The sequence below is a fragment of the Pseudomonas sp. SDO5271_S396 genome (genome assembly GCF_054071795.1).
The window spans coordinates 19,643-37,338 of record NZ_JBSVWB010000040.1; the positions used below are offsets into that span (position 1 = coordinate 19,643).

Below are 17,696 nucleotides of genomic sequence, written 5' to 3' on the forward strand. Positions count from 1 at the left end.
GCTCTAGATCGGGGCGACAGGCCTTAATGAAACTTCTTACGCGAACCTTCCCGGTCGAATTCGGATTGGTTAGCATCGCTGTCCCCATGAAGGATCATTGCCATGACTATCCGACCTCGTGTGGCCGCTGACGACCCAGTGCTTGGAGCACTGTGGGAGCGCTCGGTACGGGCCACCCATGATTTTCTCCCTGAAGATGACATCCAGCGCCTGCTGCCCCTGGTGCGCGACACCTACCTGCCCATGCCCGCTCTCGATGTGTGGGTGTACGAAGACGCCTCTGGCATCGCCGGGTTTGTCGGCACCGGCGGGCACAACGTGGAGATGTTGTTCATCGACCCCGACCGCCGTGGCCAGGGCATTGGTCGTCAGTTGCTCGACCACGCCCGCGCACGCCATGACACGCTGACTGTTGATGTGAACGAGCAAAACCCACAGGCCGTGGGCTTCTACCTGCACTATGGTTTTATCCAGGTCGCGCGCTCGCCGCTGGACGGCGAGGGCAAGCCCTTTCCCTTGTTGCACATGGCGCTACCCACCGAAGGTATTGAACAATGCTGATCAAGAAAACCCTCACCACCGTCACCCTGCTGGCCTCCCTGTTCGGCGCATCGGCGGTGTTCGCCCATGCTCACCTGAAGAGCTCGGAGCCGGCCGCTGACAGCAGCGTCGCCGCACCAAAAGACCTGCGCCTGACGTTCAGCGAAGGCGTCGAAGCCACCTTCACTAAAGTGTCCCTGAGCAAGGACGGCACCGAAGTCGCCATCAAGGGCCTGGAAACACCGGACACCGACAAGAAGGTGCTGGTGGTCACGCCTGCCGCGCCTTTGGCTGCCGGCAACTACAAAGTGGTGTGGAACGCCGTTTCGGTCGACACCCACAAGAGCAACGGTGAATACAGCTTCAAGGTCGGCCAATAACCCATGGCGACCCTGCTGGTGCTGTGCCGCTTACTGCATTTCAGCGTCGTGTTGTTGATGTTCGGGGCCTGGGTATTCAGGCCCTGGCTGTTGGGCGCTGAACCGCAACCGGCCCTCGACCGGCAGTTGCTGCGCATCACCCGTGGCCTGGCCTGGCTCGGGCTGGGTTCCGGCGTGGCCTGGTTGCTGCTGATCACCGCCAGCATGGCCGGAGGTTGGGACGCGGCGGCCCAACCGGACACCGTTAGGCTGGTGCTGAGTAACACCTTTTTCGGAAAGGTGTGGGTCTGGCACCTGCTGCTGAACCTGCTGCTGGTGATCGTACTGATCAAACCCTGGCCCGCGTTGCGCCTGCCATTGCTCGCCCTGCTGCTGGGCACCCTTGCCCCTGTCGGCCATGGCGCCATGCTCAGCGGGCTGGACGGGCAATTGCTGATCCTCAACCAAGTGGTGCATCTGGTGTGCGTCGGCGCCTGGCTCGGCGGCCTGCTGTTGCTGGTGCTGATCCTGCGGCACACGCCACGCCTGGCCCTGGCGCCGATTCTCAAACGCTTCAGCGGCGTGGGTTACGGGTTGGTCGCCGGCTTGCTGGTCACCGGGCTGATCAACGTGCGCGTACTCACCGGCCAGTTGTGGCCGACGCCCTTGTTCGACGGCTTTGCGCTGATTCTGCTGATCAAGGTGATGCTGGTACTGGGCATGCTGGCCCTGGCCCTCTTGAATCGCCTGCGCATCGAGCACTGCGAACAACGCCTGGGCAGCTTGAAGGCCAGCGTGTTGCTGGAATGGTTACTGGGTGTTTCAGCAGTAGCCGCGGTTTCCCTCCTTGGCACCCTGCCGCCCATGGTCATTGCGGGCTGAAGACGCTCGCCGAATTGCATCCAGCGTGTGAGCCGGCTTGTGTGGGAGCCGGGCTTGCCCGCGATGCAGGCACTGCGGTGCGTCAGTTACACCGTGATGAAGCTATCGCAGCGGTGCGGCAATCCGCCAAGCCAGCTGCCACACGGGCAGTACTTGCATTGCAAGCAACATCACCCTAGTCATCGTATAACTTCTGCTTGACAGCCTAATAAAACCCCGCAAATATTCGCGCAATGTTGTACGACGACGTACGACAAATAATAAAAACAACAAAAGAAAGGGAGCTTCACTGTGAGTCAACTCGCCCGCAATTCTTCCTCGCGTCTCGGTCTTATCGGCTTCAGCAGCCTGGCGTTCACCCTCCCCCTGACCGCCCAGGCCGAAGGGTTTGTCGATGACACCAAGGCCACACTCAATCTGCGCAACGCCTACTTCAACCGGAATTTCACCAACGCCAGTAACCCCCAGGCCAAGGCCGAAGAATGGACACAGAACTTCATTCTCGACGCCAAGTCCGGCTACACCCGGGGCACCGTCGGCTTTGGCATCGATGTGCTTGGCCTGTATTCGCAAAAGCTCGATGGCGGCAAAGGCACCGCCGGTACCCAGTTGCTGCCGACACACGACGATGGCCGCCCGGCCGACAATTTCGGGCGCCTGGGCGTGGCGTTGAAAACCAAGCTGTCGAAGACCGAACTGAAGGTCGGCGAATGGATGCCGGTGCTGCCGATCCTGCGTTCCGACGATGGTCGCTCCTTGCCCCAGACCTTCCGTGGCGGGCAGGTCACCTCCAGTGAAATCGCCGGGCTGACGCTCTACGGCGGGCAGTTTCGCGGCAATAGCCCACGCAACGACGCGAGCATGGAAGACATGTTCATGAACGGCAAAGCCGCGTTCACGTCAGACCGCTTCAACTTCGGCGGCGGCGAATACACCTTCAACGACAAACGCACCCAAGTCGGCCTGTGGTACGCCGAACTCAGTGATATCTACCAGCAACAGTATTTCAACCTGACCCACAGCCAGCCGGTGGGTGACTGGACCCTGGGCGCCAACCTGGGTTTCTTCCACGGCAAGGAAGACGGCAGCGCCCTGGCCGGCGACCTCGATAACAAGACCGCCTTCGCCCTGCTCTCGGCCCGTTACAACGGCAACACCTTTTATGTGGGCCTGCAAAAACTCACCGGCGACAGTGTATGGATGCGCGTCAACGGCACCAGCGGCGGCACCCTGGCCAACGACAGCTACAACGCCAGCTACGACAACGCCAAGGAAAAGTCCTGGCAAGTGCGCCATGACTTCAACTTCGTGGTGCTGGGCATTCCGGGGCTGACCATGATGAACCGCTACATCAGCGGCAGTAATGTGCACACCGGGGCGATCACCGATGGCAAGGAATGGGGGCGAGAATCGGAGCTGGCCTACACGGTGCAGAGCGGTGCGTTGAAGGACTTGAATATCAAATGGCGCAATTCGACGATGCGTCGGGATTTCAGTAATAACGAATTCGATGAGAATCGGATCTTTATCAGCTACCCGATTTCGCTGCTGTAACCTGGGCAATGTGGCTGGCTTATGTGGAAGCCAGGCTTGCCCGCGGGTATTTTGATTGTTCCCACGCTCCGCGTGGGAACACCGCCCTGGACGCTCCGCGTCCGCTTTTGAAGTCGTGACGCGGAGCGTCACAGGATGCGTTTCCACGCAGAGCGTGGGAACGATCGGTCATCAAGACAGTTGCTCCCACATTTCTGGCCATCACATGACCGAACGGGCGTTGACAACCGGGGGAATCACTAACGATACTTTCGCCAAGTCATACGACAACCTACAACAACAATGGAACCCTCATGAATACCACTACCGCCCTGCCCGTTCCATTCAACCGCCTGTTGCTCACCGGTGCCGCCGGCGGCCTGGGCAAAGCCCTGCGCGAGCGCCTGCGCCCCTACGCCCAGGTGCTGCGCCTGTCGGACATCGCCGACATGGCCCCGGCAGCCGATGACACCGAAGAAGTGCAAACCTGCGACCTCTCCGACAAACAAGCCGTGCACCATCTGGTGGAAGGCGTCGACGCCATCCTGCACTTTGGCGGCGTCTCCGTGGAGCGCTCCTTCGAGGAAGTCCTGGGCGCCAATATCTGCGGCATTTTCCACATCTATGAAGCCGCGCGCCGCCACGGCGTCAAGCGCGTGATCTTCGCCAGTTCCAACCACGTGATCGGTTTCTACAAGCAGGGCGAAACCCTCGACGCTCACTCGCCGCGCCGCCCGGACAGCTACTACGGCCTGTCCAAGTCCTACGGCGAAGACATGGCCAGTTTCTACTTCGACCGCTATGGCATCGAGACCGTGAGCATCCGCATCGGCTCCTCGTTTCCCGAGCCGCAGAACCGCCGGATGATGCACACCTGGTTGAGCTTCGATGACCTGACCCAACTGCTCGAACGCGCGTTGTACACCCCGAACGTCGGCCACACCGTGGTCTACGGCATGTCGGATAACCTCGACACCTGGTGGGACAACCGTTACGCCGCCCACCTGGGCTTTGCGCCCAAGGACAGCTCCGAAGTGTTCCGCGCCCAGGTGGAAACCCAACCGCCGGTGGCCGTCGACGACCCGGCCAAGGTTTATCAGGGTGGCGCGTTCTGCGCGGCGGGGCCGTTCGGTGACTGAGTTCACATCAACCCAAGGGAATGAGTTGCAATGACCGCTGAACTGATCGTCGATGCCCGCAATGCCGTGGGCGAATGCCCGGTGTGGGTACCGCAGGAAAACGCGCTGTACTGGGTGGACATCCCCAACGGTGGCCTGCAACGCTGGAGCGCCAGCACCGGCCATCTTGCCGCCTGGAAAGCCCCGCAGATGCTCGCCTGCATGGCCCGCACCCAAGCGGGCAATTGGGTCGCGGGCATGGAAACCGGCTTTTTCCAGCTCACCCCGCACGATGACGGCAGCCTCGACACTGCGCTCCTGGCCAGTGTCGAACACCCACGCGCGGACATGCGCTTGAATGACGGACGCTGTGACCGCCAGGGTCGGTTCTGGGCCGGCAGCATGGTATTGAACATGGGCCTGAACGCAGCCGAGGGTACCCTCTATCGCTACGCTTCAGGCGCGGCGCCCCATGCCCAGCTGGACGGTTTCATCACCCTCAACGGCCTGGCCTTCAGCCCGGACGGACGCACGATGTACGCCTCGGATTCCCACCCGCTGGTGCAGCAGATCTGGGCGTTCGACTACGACATCGACACCGGCACGCCCTCCAACCGGCGGGTGTTCGTCGACATGCATCAGTACCTGGGCCGCCCTGACGGCGCCGCGGTCGATGTCGACGGCTGCTACTGGATCTGCGCCAACGATGCCGGCCTGATCCACCGCTTCACCCCCGACGGTCGCCTCGACCGTTCCCTCGTCGTCCCGGTGAAAAAACCCACCATGTGCGCCTTTGGCGGCAGCCGGCTGGACACCCTGTTCGTCACCTCGATTCGTGATGACCAACGTGCCGAGTCGCTGTCCGGCGGCGTATTCGCCCTCAACCCCGGCGTACAAGGACTGGCCGAACCCTGCTTCACCCTCTAGCTGCATCGCGGTGCCTTGAATACAACAATAACAAGACGGAGACACACCCCATGGACTTCAAACGCACGTTGCTCGCCGCTTCAATTTTCACCCTCTCCAGCGTCGCCCACGCGCTGGAAATCAAAATCGCCGACATCCATCCCGCCGGCTACCCCACTGTCGTCGCCCAGGAAAACATGGGCAAGGCCCTCACCAAAGAGAGCAACGGCGAACTGACCTTCAAGTACTTCCCCGGCGGTGTGCTGGGCTCGGAAAAAGAAGTGGTCGAACAGGCCCAGGTCGGCGCGATCCAGATGGCCCGGGTCAGCCTCGGCATCGTCGGGCCGGTGGTGCCGGACGTGAACGTGTTCAACCTGCCGTTCGTGTTCCGTGACCAGGCGCACATGCGCAAAGTCATCGACGGCGAAATCGGCGACGAGATCCTCGCCAAGATCACCAACTCCGAGTTCGGCCTGGTCGCCCTGGCCTGGATGGATGGCGGCACCCGCAACATCTACACGAAGAAACCGGTGCGCACGATCGCCGACCTCAAGGGCATGAAAATTCGTGTGCAGGGCAACCCGCTGTTCATCGAAGCCTTCAATGAAATGGGCGCCAACGGCATTGCCATGGACACCGGCGAGATCTTCAGCGCCTTGCAGACCGGCGTGATCGACGGCGCGGAAAACAACCCGCCGACTCTGCTCGAACACAACCATTTCCAGAACGCCAAGTTCTACACCCTCACCGAGCACCTGATCCTGCCCGAGCCCATCGTGATGTCGAAAATCACCTGGAACAAGCTCACCCCCGCGCAGCAAGTCATGGTGAAAAACGCCGCCAAGGCCGCCCAGGCCGACGAACGCGTGCTGTGGGACGCCAAGTCCGCGAGCAGCGAAACCAAGCTCAAGGCTGCCGGCGTCGAGTTCATCACCGTCGACAAAAAGCCCTTCTATGACGCCACGGCGCCCGTGCGCGCGAAATACGGTGCGGCCTTCGCCGACATCATCCAGCGCATCGACGCGGTCGAGTAATCACCCTCCTCTTTAGCTAGGCCCGGCGCGGTCGGCACCGACGCGCCCGGTTACGGTGAACGCCATGAAGAATCTATTGCTGCGCTTTAATGATCGCCTGTACATGACCTGCATCTGGGTCGCCGGTCTGTCGGTCCTGGGGGTGGCCCTGATCATTCCCTGGGGCATCTTCGCCCGCTACATCCTCGGCACCGGCTCCAGTTGGCCGGAACCCACCGCCATCCTGCTGATGCTGGTGTTCACCTTTATCGGCGCCGCCGCCAGCTACCGCGCCGGCGCACACATGTCGGTGGCCATGATTACCGACCGCCTGCCGCCCGCGCAGCGGCGCATCGTCGGCATCGTTTCCCAACTGTTGATGGCGACCATCTGCCTGTTCATGACGGTGTGGGGCAGCAAGTTGTGCCTGTCCACCTGGAACCAGTTCATGAGCGCCATCCCCTCCCTGCGCGTGGGCATCACCTATATGCCGATCCCGATTGGCGGGCTGCTGACCCTGATATTCGTGCTGGAAAAACTCCTGCTGGGCGACCAGAGCCAGCGGCGCGTGGTGCGCTTCGACCTGGTTGAAGAAAGCGAAGGGGCTGCCTGATATGGACGCATTGATTCTGCTGGGCAGTTTTATCGCCCTGATCCTGATCGGCATGCCGGTGGCCTACGCCCTCGGGCTGTCGGCGCTGATCGGCGCGTGGTGGATCGACATCCCGTTCCAGGCCCTGATGATTCAGGTGGCCGGCGGGGTGAACAAGTTTTCGCTGATGGCGATCCCGTTCTTCGTGCTGGCCGGGGCGATCATGGCCGAAGGCGGCATGTCGCGCCGGCTGGTGGCGTTCGCCGGGGTGCTGGTGGGTTTCGTGCGCGGCGGTCTGTCGCTGGTGAACATCATGGCCTCGACGTTTTTCGGCGCGATTTCGGGCTCGTCGGTGGCGGACACCGCCTCGGTGGGCTCGGTGCTGATTCCGGAAATGGAACGCCGTGGCTACCCGCGCGAATTCGCCACCGCCGTGACCATCAGCGGTTCGGTCCAGGCGCTGCTGACCCCTCCCAGCCATAACTCGGTGCTCTACTCGCTGGCCGCCGGCGGCACCGTATCCATCGCCTCACTGTTCATGGCCGGCGTGGTGCCGGGCCTGCTGATGAGCGCGTGCCTGATGGTGCTGTGCCTGATCTTCGCCAAGAAGCGCGACTACCCCAAGGGCGAGGTCATTCCACTCAAGCAAGCGCTGAAGATCTGCGCCGATGCGCTCTGGGGCCTGATGGCCATGGTGATCATCCTCGGCGGCATCCTTTCCGGCATCTTCACCGCCACCGAGTCCGCCGCCATCGCCGTGCTGTGGGCGTTCTTCGTGACCATGTTCATCTACCGCGACTACAAATGGAGCGAGCTGCCCAAGCTGATGCACCGCACGGTGCGCACCATTTCCATCGTGATGATCCTGATCGCCTTCGCCGCCAGCTTCGGCTACATCATGACCCTGATGCAGATCCCGGCGAAGATCACCACGATGTTCCTGACCCTGTCGGACAACCGCTACGTGATCCTGATGTGCATCAACATGATGCTGCTGTTGCTCGGCACAGTGATGGACATGGCGCCGCTGATCCTGATCCTCACGCCGATTCTGCTGCCGGTGATCCTCGGCATCGGCGTCGACCCGGTGCATTTCGGCATGATCATGCTGGTCAACCTCGGCATCGGCCTGATCACTCCGCCGGTGGGCGCGGTGCTGTTCGTCGGCGCGGCGGTGGGCAAGACCACCATCGAGCGAACCGTGAAGGCCCTGTTGCCGTTCTATGGCGTATTGTTCCTGGTGCTCATGGCCGTGACCTATATTCCGGCACTGTCGTTGTGGCTGCCGGGGGTGGTCCTGTAAAACCCGATCCATCCGACAATGAAGATCAAAAGGTGGGAGCAAGCCCCACCTTTTGATCCCCAGTGTTTGTTCTATTTTCACAGGGCGCAAAACCATGCCTGCAACCCTTATTGAACTACGCGATCAGCTCACTCACCTCACCCTGGCCCCCGCCATCGGCGGCAGCATCGTCAACTGGCACGTCACCGCCACCGGCCAACCGTTGTTGCGCCACAACGATGAACACGCCCAGTTGCCCGGAAAATTGGGCTGCTACCCGCTGGCGCCCTGGTCCAACCGCATCGCCGAAGGTGGCTTCGACAACCCCGGCGGTTGGCTGGCGCTGGCGCCCAACAGCCTCACCGATCCACTGCCCATCCACGGCTCGGCCTGGCAACAGGCGTGGCAGGTTGTCAGCCAGTCGGCGAATGAAGCGGTGCTTGAAGTGGTCTGCGACACCCCGTTCGCCTATCGCGCCGAGCAGCGGTTCCGCCTGGATCACGGCGAGTTGAGCATGACCTTGCAGGTGACTCACCTGGCGGAAGAAGCCGCCTGGCATGGCTTGGGTTTACATCCCTATTTCCCTCGCGCAGCTGGCACACGTTTGCAGGCCAAGGCGACCCATGTGTGGCTGAGCGATGCGTCCAAGCTGCCGACGGGGCTGGCGCCGATTCCGGCGCAATGGGATTTCCAACAGCTCAAGGCCTTGCCGGAAGGCCTGGTAGACAACGGCTTTTGCCAGTGGGACGGACACTGTGTGATCGAACAGCCGGAGTTGGGATATACGCTGGAGTGCCGGGCCAGTGGCAGCGAGTATTTTTTGCTGTACTGCCCGCCGGGGTTGGGGTTCTTTTGTGTCGAGCCGGTGAGTCATCCGGTGAATGCCCATCACCTGCCGGGCAGGCCAGGCTTGAAACTGCTGGAACAGGGCCAGTCAACCCACCTCGGATTCACGTTGAAACACACTCCAATTGTGGGAGCGGGCTTGCCCGCGAATGCGGAGGGTCAGTAACACATTTTTTGATTGTTCCCACGCTCTGCGTGGGAACACATCCTGTGACGCTCCGCGTCACGACTTCAAAAGCAGACGCGGAGCGTCCAGGGCGGCATTCCCACGCAGAGCGTGGGAACGATCGGCACAAACCGCCCAGCGTGTCAGGGTGGGCTGTTTTTCAGCCGCCCTGCCGTGTCGATACTCACCACCACCGACAACCCAGGCCGCAACCGCTCGCTTTCGGCCTGGTCAGGGTCGACGGTAATCCGCACCGGCACCCGCTGGGCGATCTTCACGAAATTGCCGGTGGCGTTGTCCGCCTGCAACAGGCTGAACTCGGAACCGGTGGCCGGGGAAATGTGCTGCACCGTACCGCGAAACTTGCGGTGGTTCAGCGCATCCACGGTGAAGGTCACCGGCTGGCCGACCTGCACGTTGTCCATCTGGGTTTCTTTCATGTTGGCGATCACCCACAACTGCGGCGGCACCAGCGCCATCAGTTGGGCGCCGGAATTGACGTAGGCCCCCAGCCGCACACCGATCTGCCCCAACTGGCCGTCACGCGGTGCGGTGATGCGGGTGTTGGACAGGTCGATGCGCGCCAACTCCACCGCGGCATCGGCGCTGGCCACCGCCGCTTCCAATGAACCGCGATTGACGATCACCGTTTGCAGGTCCTGGCGCGCAATTTCCAGGTTCGCCTGGGCTTGCGCAACGCCGGCGATGGTCTGCGCGTTGGCCGCACGGGTCACGTCCAACTCGCGCCTGGACACCGAGCCGTCGCGGATCAGCTCTTCATTGCGACGCAGGTCGGCGGTGCTTTTACGCGACTGCGCCTCGCTGTCCGCCAAGGCCGCCTGACGCAGCTTGATGGTCGCTTCGGCGCTGTTGCGCTGCTGCACCACGTTGGCCAGCGCCGCTTTCTGCACCGCCAGTTGCGCCAGGGCCTGATCCAGGCGCTGCCTGTAGATACGGTCATCCAGGCGCACCAGCAGATCGCCGGCCTTCACATACTGGAAGTCCTGCACCGGCACCTCGAACACATAGCCGCTCAGTTGCGGGCCGATGATCGTCACCTGGCCGCGCACCAGGGCATTCTCGGTGGTTTCCACCGCACTGCTGAACGGCGGCAATTGCCAGGCGTACAGCACGATCAGCACACCCACGATGGCAATCGCGGCAAAGCCCAGGGACGAAAGAATGCGCACCCGCAGCGGGCGCAACTCAGTGGGTACGGCACCGGGTGGCGTGCTGCCTTCCGGCGTGGAGGCGATGGCGGTGGTCGTGGTGGTCGAGGGTTCGGTCATGAGGGTGCGCCGCTGGGTTGAACGGGAGGGGCTGCTCGGGTGGTGCTCATCAGCCACAGGCTGCGGATAAAGATCCAGATCATGGTCAGTATCGCGATGATCGCGATCAGCATGAAGACATCGTTGTAAGCCATGACATTCGCTTCGCGGGTCGCCGCCGTGGCCAGGCTGCGCATGCCCATGAGGTTGCGCAGCTCGGGGTCGGCGACCACGCCGCCATAGGCCGAGCCGCCACCGGACACCCGCGCGGCCACACGCGGGTCGAGCAGGGTCAGGTGTTCGACGATCATGCTCGAGTGGTATTTCTCTCGCACCACCTGGAAGGTACCCAGCAACGCCGCGCCGATCAGGCCACCGAGGTTCTGGCAGATCCCGAACATCACCGAGAAACTCACCAGGTTGCGCGGGTTGGTCAACACGTTTTTGGTGCCCAGCACCATGGTCGGCCCCAGGAAGAACGTACCGCCGAAGCCCAGCAGGAACTGGCTGATATACAGGTTCTGCGGGCGCGTCAGGTTGCTGGAAAAACTGTCCATCACCGAACCCACCGCCATCAGCGCCAGGGAGATGATCAGCGGCATCAGCAGGTGCGCCGGGTTGATCGTCAGTGCGCTGACCGCCAGCCCGGCAACCGCGCCGGCCAGCATCACCAGATAAAGGGTATGCATCTGCTGGTAGCTCATGTTCAACATCTGCATGAAACCCACCGCGCCGGTGGACTGCTCGGACAGCACCATGCGGATCAGGATCACCGCCAGCGCCAGGCGAATCATCACCCCGCTGCCCAGCCAGCGGGTCATCAGCATCGGGTTGGCGCGGTTATGCTCGATGGCCAGCCCGGCCATGATCAGCACCAGCGAACACGCCGAGGCGATGCCGATCCACGGGGCCTCCAGCCACCAGTCGATGCGCCCCAGCGACAGCACCGCGCACAGCAAGGCCACGCCGCTGGCGAGCAAGGCGAAGGTCAGGAAGTCGAGCTTTTCGAAGGTCTTGAAACGGTCTCCGGGCGGCAACTTGAGCAGGAACACGCAACCCAGGCAGATTAGCGCCATGCCCAGCTCGAACAGGTACAAACCGCGCCACTCGGCGATTTGCAGCAAATCTTCGGAAAACAGCCGTGCCAGGGGTAACGCCAACTGCGCGGTGCCCAGCCCCAGTACCAGTGCCTTCAAGCGCCACTTGGCCGGGAATGCCTGGATCATGTAGTACAAGCCCAGCGAACTCAGCGCCGCGCCGACCATGCCGTGGGCGGCCCGCACCGCAATGGCCGAATTGAGGTCGTTGACGAACAGGTGGCCGAAGGTCACCAGCGCATACAGCACCAGAAACACCTCGGTAAACGCCCGCAAGCCGAACTGCTGGCGAAACTTCACCAGCAGCAGGTTCATGCACACGTTGGTCATCACATAGGCAGCAGGCAGCCAGGCCATTTCGGCGGTGGTCGCCCCCAGCGCGCCTTGCAGGTATTGCAGGTTGGCGATGACCAGCGCGTTACCCAAGCCCCCGGTGATCGCCACCAGCACGCCCACCAGCGCGAACAGCCAGCGCTTGTGCGTAGGGTGCAGCGGCGTCGACGGCGAACCGGGCAGGCTCGGGCGCTCGTGGGGCTGCCAGGTGTGGGGGGTGTATTTGTCCATTCAATGACTCAGGTAAACCGATACTCAGAGACAGTAAACCTGAGCAGAGTTCATCTTGCCATCATGCGCAAGCATCGATTAGAGCGCCGCCTTGATCAGCATCCCGGCAGCCACCACCACACACAGGCTGGCAAACCCTACTTGCAGCGTCCGCGCCTTGACCCTCGCGCACAGGCGCCGACCGATCAGCATGCCGACGATGCTGGCACCGATGAACATCCAGCCTACCGGTTCGATGCTGACACCCGCATGAAACGCGCCGGCCACGCCAATCAATGAAATCAGGCTGATCACCATCAACGAGGTGGCGACGATGCCGCGCATCTGCACATCGGTGAGTTGCTTGAACGCCGGCACGATCAGAAAACCGCCGCCCACCCCGAGCAGTCCCGACACCGCGCCGGTCACCGCGCCCAACGCGGCCAGGGTGGCGCTGCACTTGGCGGTCCAGGCCAGGCGCCCAGTCTGCTGGTTGAGCATGCAGTTCTTCTGGCCCCACGAAGCGGCGCCATGGTCACTGGGCCCGGCTTCGTTCTTTTCCCGTTGCAGCATGCGCCAGGCCACCAGCACCATCAGCGCGCTGAACAGCCCCATCAGCAAGGCTTCGGGCAATTGGTGGGCGACATACACCCCCAATGGCGAGAACAGCCCGCCCAGCAAGGCGATCAGCAACGCGGCTCGATAACGCACCAGGCCGTGGCGCAAGCCATCCACCGCCCCCACCGCCGCCGCCGCGCCCACGGCCAGCAGCGACACCGGCGCGGCCTGGGTCATGCTCAGGCCGAGCCCGAGTACCAGCGCCGGCACACTGAGGATGCCGCCGCCGGCGCCCGTCAGGCCCATGACCAGCCCCATCAACACGCCCAACACACTCGCCAGCAGCATTCAGTCCACCTTGCTCAGGCGGGTCAACCACTCGCGGCCCTTGAGCATGCCGTTCCAGTAGAACCACGGCAGCAACGTGGCCTTGAGGAACCACATCGAACGCCGCGCCTGGGTCGGGTCGAGGGGAAAGGTCGGCAGCAGCTTGCCGCCATACCCGAACTCGGCCAGCACCACCTTGCCCTTCTCCACCGTCAGCGGGCAGGAGCCATATCCGTCGTACTTGAGCGGCAGTGGCGCCTGTTTGCGCAGGGCCAGCAGGTTTTCCGCAACCACCACGATCTGCTTGCGCACCGCTGCGGCGGTCTTGGCGTTGGTGGTGCCGCACACATCGCCCAGGCCGAAGATGTGCGGGTAACGCAGGTGTTGCAGGCTGTGGGGGTTCACTTCGCACCAGCCTGCGGCGTCGGCCAACGGGCTCTGGCGGATGAAATCCGGGGAGACCTGCGGCGGGACCACGTGCAGCAGGTCGAAGGATTTTTCCTCGACAGTGACGGTGCCCTCGGCGTCCTTCACCTCGAACCAGGCTTTGCGCGCCGGGCCGTCGACCTTGATCAGGTTGGAGTTGAACGCCAGGCGCGCGTTGTATTTCTCGACGTATTTCATCAGCGGCGGCACAAAGGTCGCGACGCCGAACAGCGCAGCACCGGCCAGGTTGAATTCGACGTCGATAGTGTTCAGCGTCCCCTGTTTGAGCCAGTGGTCGCAGGACAGGTACATGGCCTTCTGCGGCGCGCCCGCGCATTTGATCGGCATGGCCGGCTGGGTGAAGATCGCCTTGCCGCCCTTGAGCTGCTGCACCAACTGCCAGGTGTACGCGGCGTGCTGGTAGCTGTAGTTGGACGTGACGCCGTGCTGGCCGAGGGTATCTTGCAGGCCCTCGACTTTTTCCCAGGCCAGGCGCAGACCGGGGCAGACGATCAAGTTTTTCCAGGTCACGCGCTGACCGCTGTCGAGCACCAGGGTCTGCTCGTCGGGCAACAATTCGGTGACCGCGGCCTGCACCCAGGCCACGCCATTGGGCAATACATCGGCCAGGGGGCGCCGGGTCTTTTCCACGGCGTAGGCGCCGCCGCCCACCAGGGTCCAGGCCGGCTGGTAGCAGTGGTAGTCGTTGGGTTCGATCAGGGTGATGTTGAGAGAGGGGTCGCGCTTGAGCAGGCTGGCCAGCAGGCCGATGCCCGCCGAGCCGCCGCCGATGACTACGATATCGCCACTGATGGTCGGTCCCCAGTGTTGGTCATTCATGGTCGATCGCCTTTTTGTTGTGCACACAAGGGGCGTTGCCGGATGGCGTCACGCCCAGCTTTTCATGACCGCGCCGCAGTACAGCCCGGACAGGGTCTTCATCACTTGAATCACTTCGTGGCTGGCCAGCCCGTAGAAAATGTATTTGCCTTCCCGACGGGTGGCGACCAACCCTTCATCGCGCAGGATGCCCAACTGTTGTGACAGCGTGGGCTGGCGTACGCCGGTCATGGTTTCCAGCTCGCCGACGTTGCGCTCGCCCTGGGTCAGCTGGCAGAGGATCAGCAAGCGGTCCTCATTGGCCAGGGCCTTGAGCAAGGAACAGGCTTTGGACGCCGACGCCCGCAACTGCGCGACTTCGCCTTCACTCAGAGTAGATTCCATTTGCCTCGGGTCCTTTGTGTCACTTAAGCTCAAAACATTATGTGTAAATATAAACTGATTGTAACCCCCTTTTTTCAGGATCAAGGACAGCCGCCATGCCCGCGTTGATTCAAGCCTTTCTGGACGAGGCGTCGTCGACTTACACCTACGTCGTCTATGAGGCGGACGGCGGTCCCTGCGCCATCGTCGACTCGGTGCTCAACTACGACCCCGCCTCCGGGCGCACCGACACCCGCCAGGCCGACACGGTCATCGGGTTTGTGCGCGAACATGGCTTGCAGGTGCAGTGGCTGCTGGAAACCCACGCCCACGCCGACCACTTGTCCGCCGCGCCTTACCTGCGCCGCACCCTGGGCGGCAAGATCGCCATCGGGCAGTCCATCAGCAAGGTGCAGGACGTGTTCAAGCACCTGTTCAACCTGGAACCGGAGTTTCGGGTAGATGGCTCGCAGTTCGATCATTTGTTTGCGCCGGACGAGGTGTTTCATATCGGCAACCTCAAGGCCCAGGCGTTGCATGTGCCGGGGCATACACCGGCGGACATGGCCTATTTGATCGATGACAGGCTGATCCTGGTGGGTGACACCTTGTTCATGCCCGACGTCGGCACCGCCCGTTGCGACTTCCCGGGAGGCGATGCGCGACAGTTGTACGCGTCGATGCGCAAGTTGCTGGCCTTTGCGCCGGAAACCGAACTGTACGTTTGCCATGACTACCCGCCCGAAGGCCGCGCGGCGAAATGCCTGACGACCGTGGGCGAACAGCGCGCGGGAAATATCCATGTGCATGACGGCGTGGATGAAGCCGCGTTTGTCGAAATGCGCACCCGGCGGGATGCCGGATTGGGCATGCCGACGCTGTTGCTGCCGGCGATCCAGGTGAATGTGCGGGCGGGGAATATGCCGCCGGCGGAAGACAACGGCGTTGTCTACCTCAAGATCCCCCTCAACCAACTTTGAAATGTTGAACCCTGTGGGAGCTGGCTTGCCTGCGATGGCGGTACATCAGGCAATGACCGGTTGGCTGGCAGTGCGCTATCGCAGGCAAGCCAGCTCCCACTGGGGCGAGCATTTCACAGTTGGAGGTGTGTCAGGTCAGCTACCCAGGCTGATGCCATTGGCCGGCAACGGCAGCGCGGTCTTGTAGCGCACCTGTTTCAAGGCAAAGCTCGACCGAATGTTCGCCACCCCCGGCACCTTGGTCAGAAAATCCATCATGAAGCGCTCCAGCGACTGGATCGTCGGCACCAGCACCCGGATCAGGTAGTCCGGGTCGCCGGCCATCAGGTAGCACTCCATCACTTCCGGCCGGTCGGCAATCGCGCCTTCGAACTGCTGCAATGCCAGCTCGTTCTGTTTTTCCAGGCTGACGTGGATGAACACGTTGACATGCAGCCCCAGCAAATCGGCATCCAGCAGCGTGACCTGGTCGCGGATCAGGCCCAGTTCTTCCATGGCTTTGACCCGGTTGAAACACGGCGTGGGCGACAGGTTCACCGAACGCGCCAGGTCGGCGTTGGTGATGCGGGCATTCTCCTGCAAGGCATTGAGAATGCCGATATCGGTACGGTCCAGTTTGCGCATGAGACAAAATCACCTGTTTATTATGTTTATGCAGTTTTTTTATCCGCAAATGAGCGCAAGCGCAACGAAACACAGATAAATATTCTTCTACGCCCCGCCTATGATTGTTGTAGGACAAGATTTCCCCTACCCGGGGACTGACTGTCAGCTAGCGCGCCCACTACAAGAAATTCACAAGATAGAGCGTAGAAAGCCATGACTCAGCAGTACGAACCGCTGCGCCTGCACGTCCCTGAACCCTCGGGACGACCAGGTTGCAAGACCGACTTTACCTACCTGCGCCTCACCGACGCCGGTAGCGTGCGCAAACCCGCCATCGACGTAGAACCCGCCGACACCGCCGACCTGGCCCGTGGCCTGATCCGCGTGCTCGACGACCAGGGCCAGGCCCTGGGGCCGTGGGCCGAAGGTGTTCCGGTCGAGGTCATGCGCACAGGCATGCGCGCGATGCTCAAGACGCGCATCTTCGACAACCGCATGGTGGTCGCCCAACGCCAGAAAAAAATGTCGTTCTACATGCAGAGCCTCGGCGAAGAAGCCATCGGCAGTGCCCAGGCCCTGGCCCTGAACATCGACGACATGTGCTTCCCCACCTACCGCCAGCAAAGCATCCTGATGGCCCGCGACGTACCGCTGGTCGACCTGATCTGCCAACTGCTGTCCAACGAGCGCGATCCGCTCAAGGGGCGCCAGTTGCCGATCATGTACTCGGTCAAGGACGCCGGCTTCTTCACGATTTCCGGCAACCTCGCCACCCAATTCGTACAAGGTGTGGGCTGGGGCATGGCTTCGGCGATCAAGGGCGACACCAAGATCGCCTCGGCCTGGATCGGCGACGGCGCCACTGCTGAATCCGACTTTCACACCGCCCTCACCTTCGCCCACGTGTACCGCGCGCCGGTGATCCTCAACGTGGTCAACAACCAGTGGGCCATCTCCACCTTCCAGGCCATTGCCGGCGGCGAAGCCACCACTTTCGCCGGACGCGGCGTAGGGTGCGGTATCGCCTCCCTGCGCGTGGACGGCAACGACTTCATCGCGGTGTACGCCGCCTCCGCCTGGGCCGCCGAGCGTGCGCGCCGCAACCTGGGCCCGACCCTGATCGAATGGGTCACCTACCGCGCCGGCCCGCATTCCACCTCGGACGATCCATCCAAATACCGTCCCGCCGACGACTGGAGCCACTTCCCGCTGGGCGACCCGATTGCCCGCCTCAAGCAGCACCTGATCAGAATTGGCCGGTGGTCCGAAGAGGAACATGCGGCGGTCAGTGCCGAGCTGGAAGCCGAAGTGATTGCCGCGCAGAAACAGGCCGAACAGTTCGGCACCCTCGCCGGCGGCCAGATTCCAAGCGCCGCGACCATGTTCGAAGACGTTTACAAAGAGATGCCGGAGCACTTGAAGCGCCAGCGTCAGGAGTTGGGGATCTGACC

18 protein-coding genes are annotated in these 17,696 nt (G+C 62.4%); 12 read left to right on the forward strand and 6 right to left on the reverse strand.

Annotated elements, in window-relative coordinates:
- The first annotated feature begins 102 nt into the window (after positions 1 to 102).
- The 10 genes from ACW9IN_RS22815 (at position 103) to ACW9IN_RS22860 (ending at position 9,237) form a co-directional block, all read left to right on the forward strand.
- Positions 103 to 561 (forward strand): GNAT family N-acetyltransferase, encoded by a 459-nt coding sequence (locus ACW9IN_RS22815; RefSeq protein ID WP_457367932.1) that lies wholly within the window; start codon positions 103 to 105, stop codon positions 559 to 561.
- Positions 555 to 920: a copper homeostasis periplasmic binding protein CopC gene (copC, locus tag ACW9IN_RS22820; protein WP_457367933.1), complete on the forward strand. Its 366-nt coding sequence runs from the start codon at positions 555 to 557 to the stop codon at positions 918 to 920. The genes ACW9IN_RS22815 and copC overlap by 7 nt, the downstream gene beginning before the upstream one ends.
- A gap of 3 nt (positions 921 to 923) precedes the next feature.
- Entirely contained in the window at positions 924 to 1,781 is an 858-nt protein-coding gene (gene copD, locus ACW9IN_RS22825) for a copper homeostasis membrane protein CopD (RefSeq protein ID WP_457367934.1), read from the forward strand.
- A 291-nt stretch (positions 1,782 to 2,072) separates the two neighbouring features.
- Positions 2,073 to 3,335 (forward strand): OprD family porin, encoded by a 1,263-nt coding sequence (locus ACW9IN_RS22830; protein WP_457367935.1) that lies wholly within the window; start codon positions 2,073 to 2,075, stop codon positions 3,333 to 3,335.
- 293 nt (positions 3,336 to 3,628) lie between these two features.
- Entirely contained in the window at positions 3,629 to 4,453 is an 825-nt protein-coding gene (locus ACW9IN_RS22835) for an NAD-dependent epimerase/dehydratase family protein (RefSeq protein ID WP_457367936.1), read from the forward strand.
- Positions 4,454 to 4,483: 30 nt separating this feature from the next.
- Positions 4,484 to 5,359, forward strand: coding sequence for an SMP-30/gluconolactonase/LRE family protein (locus ACW9IN_RS22840; RefSeq protein WP_457367937.1), 876 nt, complete (start codon positions 4,484 to 4,486; stop codon positions 5,357 to 5,359).
- Between the two features lie 50 nt (positions 5,360 to 5,409).
- The gene (locus ACW9IN_RS22845; protein ID WP_457367938.1) at positions 5,410 to 6,372 is read left to right on the forward strand and encodes a TRAP transporter substrate-binding protein; all 963 of its coding nucleotides are present in this window, start codon (positions 5,410 to 5,412) and stop codon (positions 6,370 to 6,372) included.
- A gap of 64 nt (positions 6,373 to 6,436) precedes the next feature.
- Positions 6,437 to 6,964 carry a TRAP transporter small permease gene (locus ACW9IN_RS22850; protein WP_457367939.1) on the forward strand — a complete coding sequence of 176 codons (528 nt, stop codon included), beginning with the start codon at positions 6,437 to 6,439 and terminating at the stop codon, positions 6,962 to 6,964.
- 1 nt (position 6,965) lies between these two features.
- On the forward strand, positions 6,966 to 8,246 hold the full coding sequence (locus ACW9IN_RS22855; RefSeq protein WP_457367940.1) for a TRAP transporter large permease: 1,281 nt from the start codon (positions 6,966 to 6,968) through the stop codon (positions 8,244 to 8,246).
- A 94-nt stretch (positions 8,247 to 8,340) separates the two neighbouring features.
- Positions 8,341 to 9,237, forward strand: a complete 897-nt coding sequence (locus tag ACW9IN_RS22860; protein ID WP_457367941.1) for an aldose 1-epimerase — start codon at positions 8,341 to 8,343, stop codon at positions 9,235 to 9,237.
- Between the two features lie 143 nt (positions 9,238 to 9,380).
- On the opposite strand, the gene ACW9IN_RS22865 is transcribed toward ACW9IN_RS22860, so the two are convergent.
- The 5 genes from ACW9IN_RS22865 to ACW9IN_RS22885 form a co-directional block, all read right to left on the reverse strand.
- Complete coding sequence (locus tag ACW9IN_RS22865; RefSeq protein WP_457367942.1) at positions 9,381 to 10,526, reverse strand: HlyD family secretion protein; 1,146 nt, start codon at positions 10,524 to 10,526, stop codon at positions 9,381 to 9,383.
- Entirely contained in the window at positions 10,523 to 12,166 is a 1,644-nt protein-coding gene (locus ACW9IN_RS22870; protein WP_457367943.1) for an MFS transporter, read from the reverse strand. Before ACW9IN_RS22870 ends, ACW9IN_RS22865 begins: the two co-directional genes overlap by 4 nt.
- Positions 12,167 to 12,244: 78 nt before the next feature.
- Positions 12,245 to 13,051, reverse strand: a complete 807-nt coding sequence (locus ACW9IN_RS22875; protein WP_457367944.1) for a sulfite exporter TauE/SafE family protein — start codon at positions 13,049 to 13,051, stop codon at positions 12,245 to 12,247.
- Positions 13,052 to 14,296 (reverse strand): FAD-dependent oxidoreductase, encoded by a 1,245-nt coding sequence (locus ACW9IN_RS22880; protein WP_457367945.1) that lies wholly within the window; start codon positions 14,294 to 14,296, stop codon positions 13,052 to 13,054. It abuts the gene before it with no gap.
- A gap of 48 nt (positions 14,297 to 14,344) precedes the next feature.
- Positions 14,345 to 14,680 (reverse strand): ArsR/SmtB family transcription factor, encoded by a 336-nt coding sequence (locus tag ACW9IN_RS22885; protein ID WP_053256978.1) that lies wholly within the window; start codon positions 14,678 to 14,680, stop codon positions 14,345 to 14,347.
- Between the two features lie 95 nt (positions 14,681 to 14,775).
- Here ACW9IN_RS22885 and ACW9IN_RS22890 point away from each other — a divergent pair, with 95 nt between their 5' ends.
- On the forward strand, positions 14,776 to 15,639 hold the full coding sequence (locus ACW9IN_RS22890) for an MBL fold metallo-hydrolase (RefSeq protein WP_457367946.1): 864 nt from the start codon (positions 14,776 to 14,778) through the stop codon (positions 15,637 to 15,639).
- A 135-nt stretch (positions 15,640 to 15,774) separates the two neighbouring features.
- Here ACW9IN_RS22890 and bkdR read toward each other — a convergent pair whose 3' ends face one another.
- A complete protein-coding gene (gene bkdR, locus ACW9IN_RS22895; protein ID WP_457367947.1) occupies positions 15,775 to 16,263 on the reverse strand; it encodes a Bkd operon transcriptional regulator BkdR in 489 nt (162 codons plus the stop codon).
- A gap of 195 nt (positions 16,264 to 16,458) precedes the next feature.
- Between bkdR and ACW9IN_RS22900 the strand changes: the two genes are divergently transcribed.
- Entirely contained in the window at positions 16,459 to 17,694 is a 1,236-nt protein-coding gene (locus ACW9IN_RS22900) for a thiamine pyrophosphate-dependent enzyme (protein ID WP_457367948.1), read from the forward strand.
- Positions 17,695 to 17,696 lie beyond the last annotated feature (2 nt).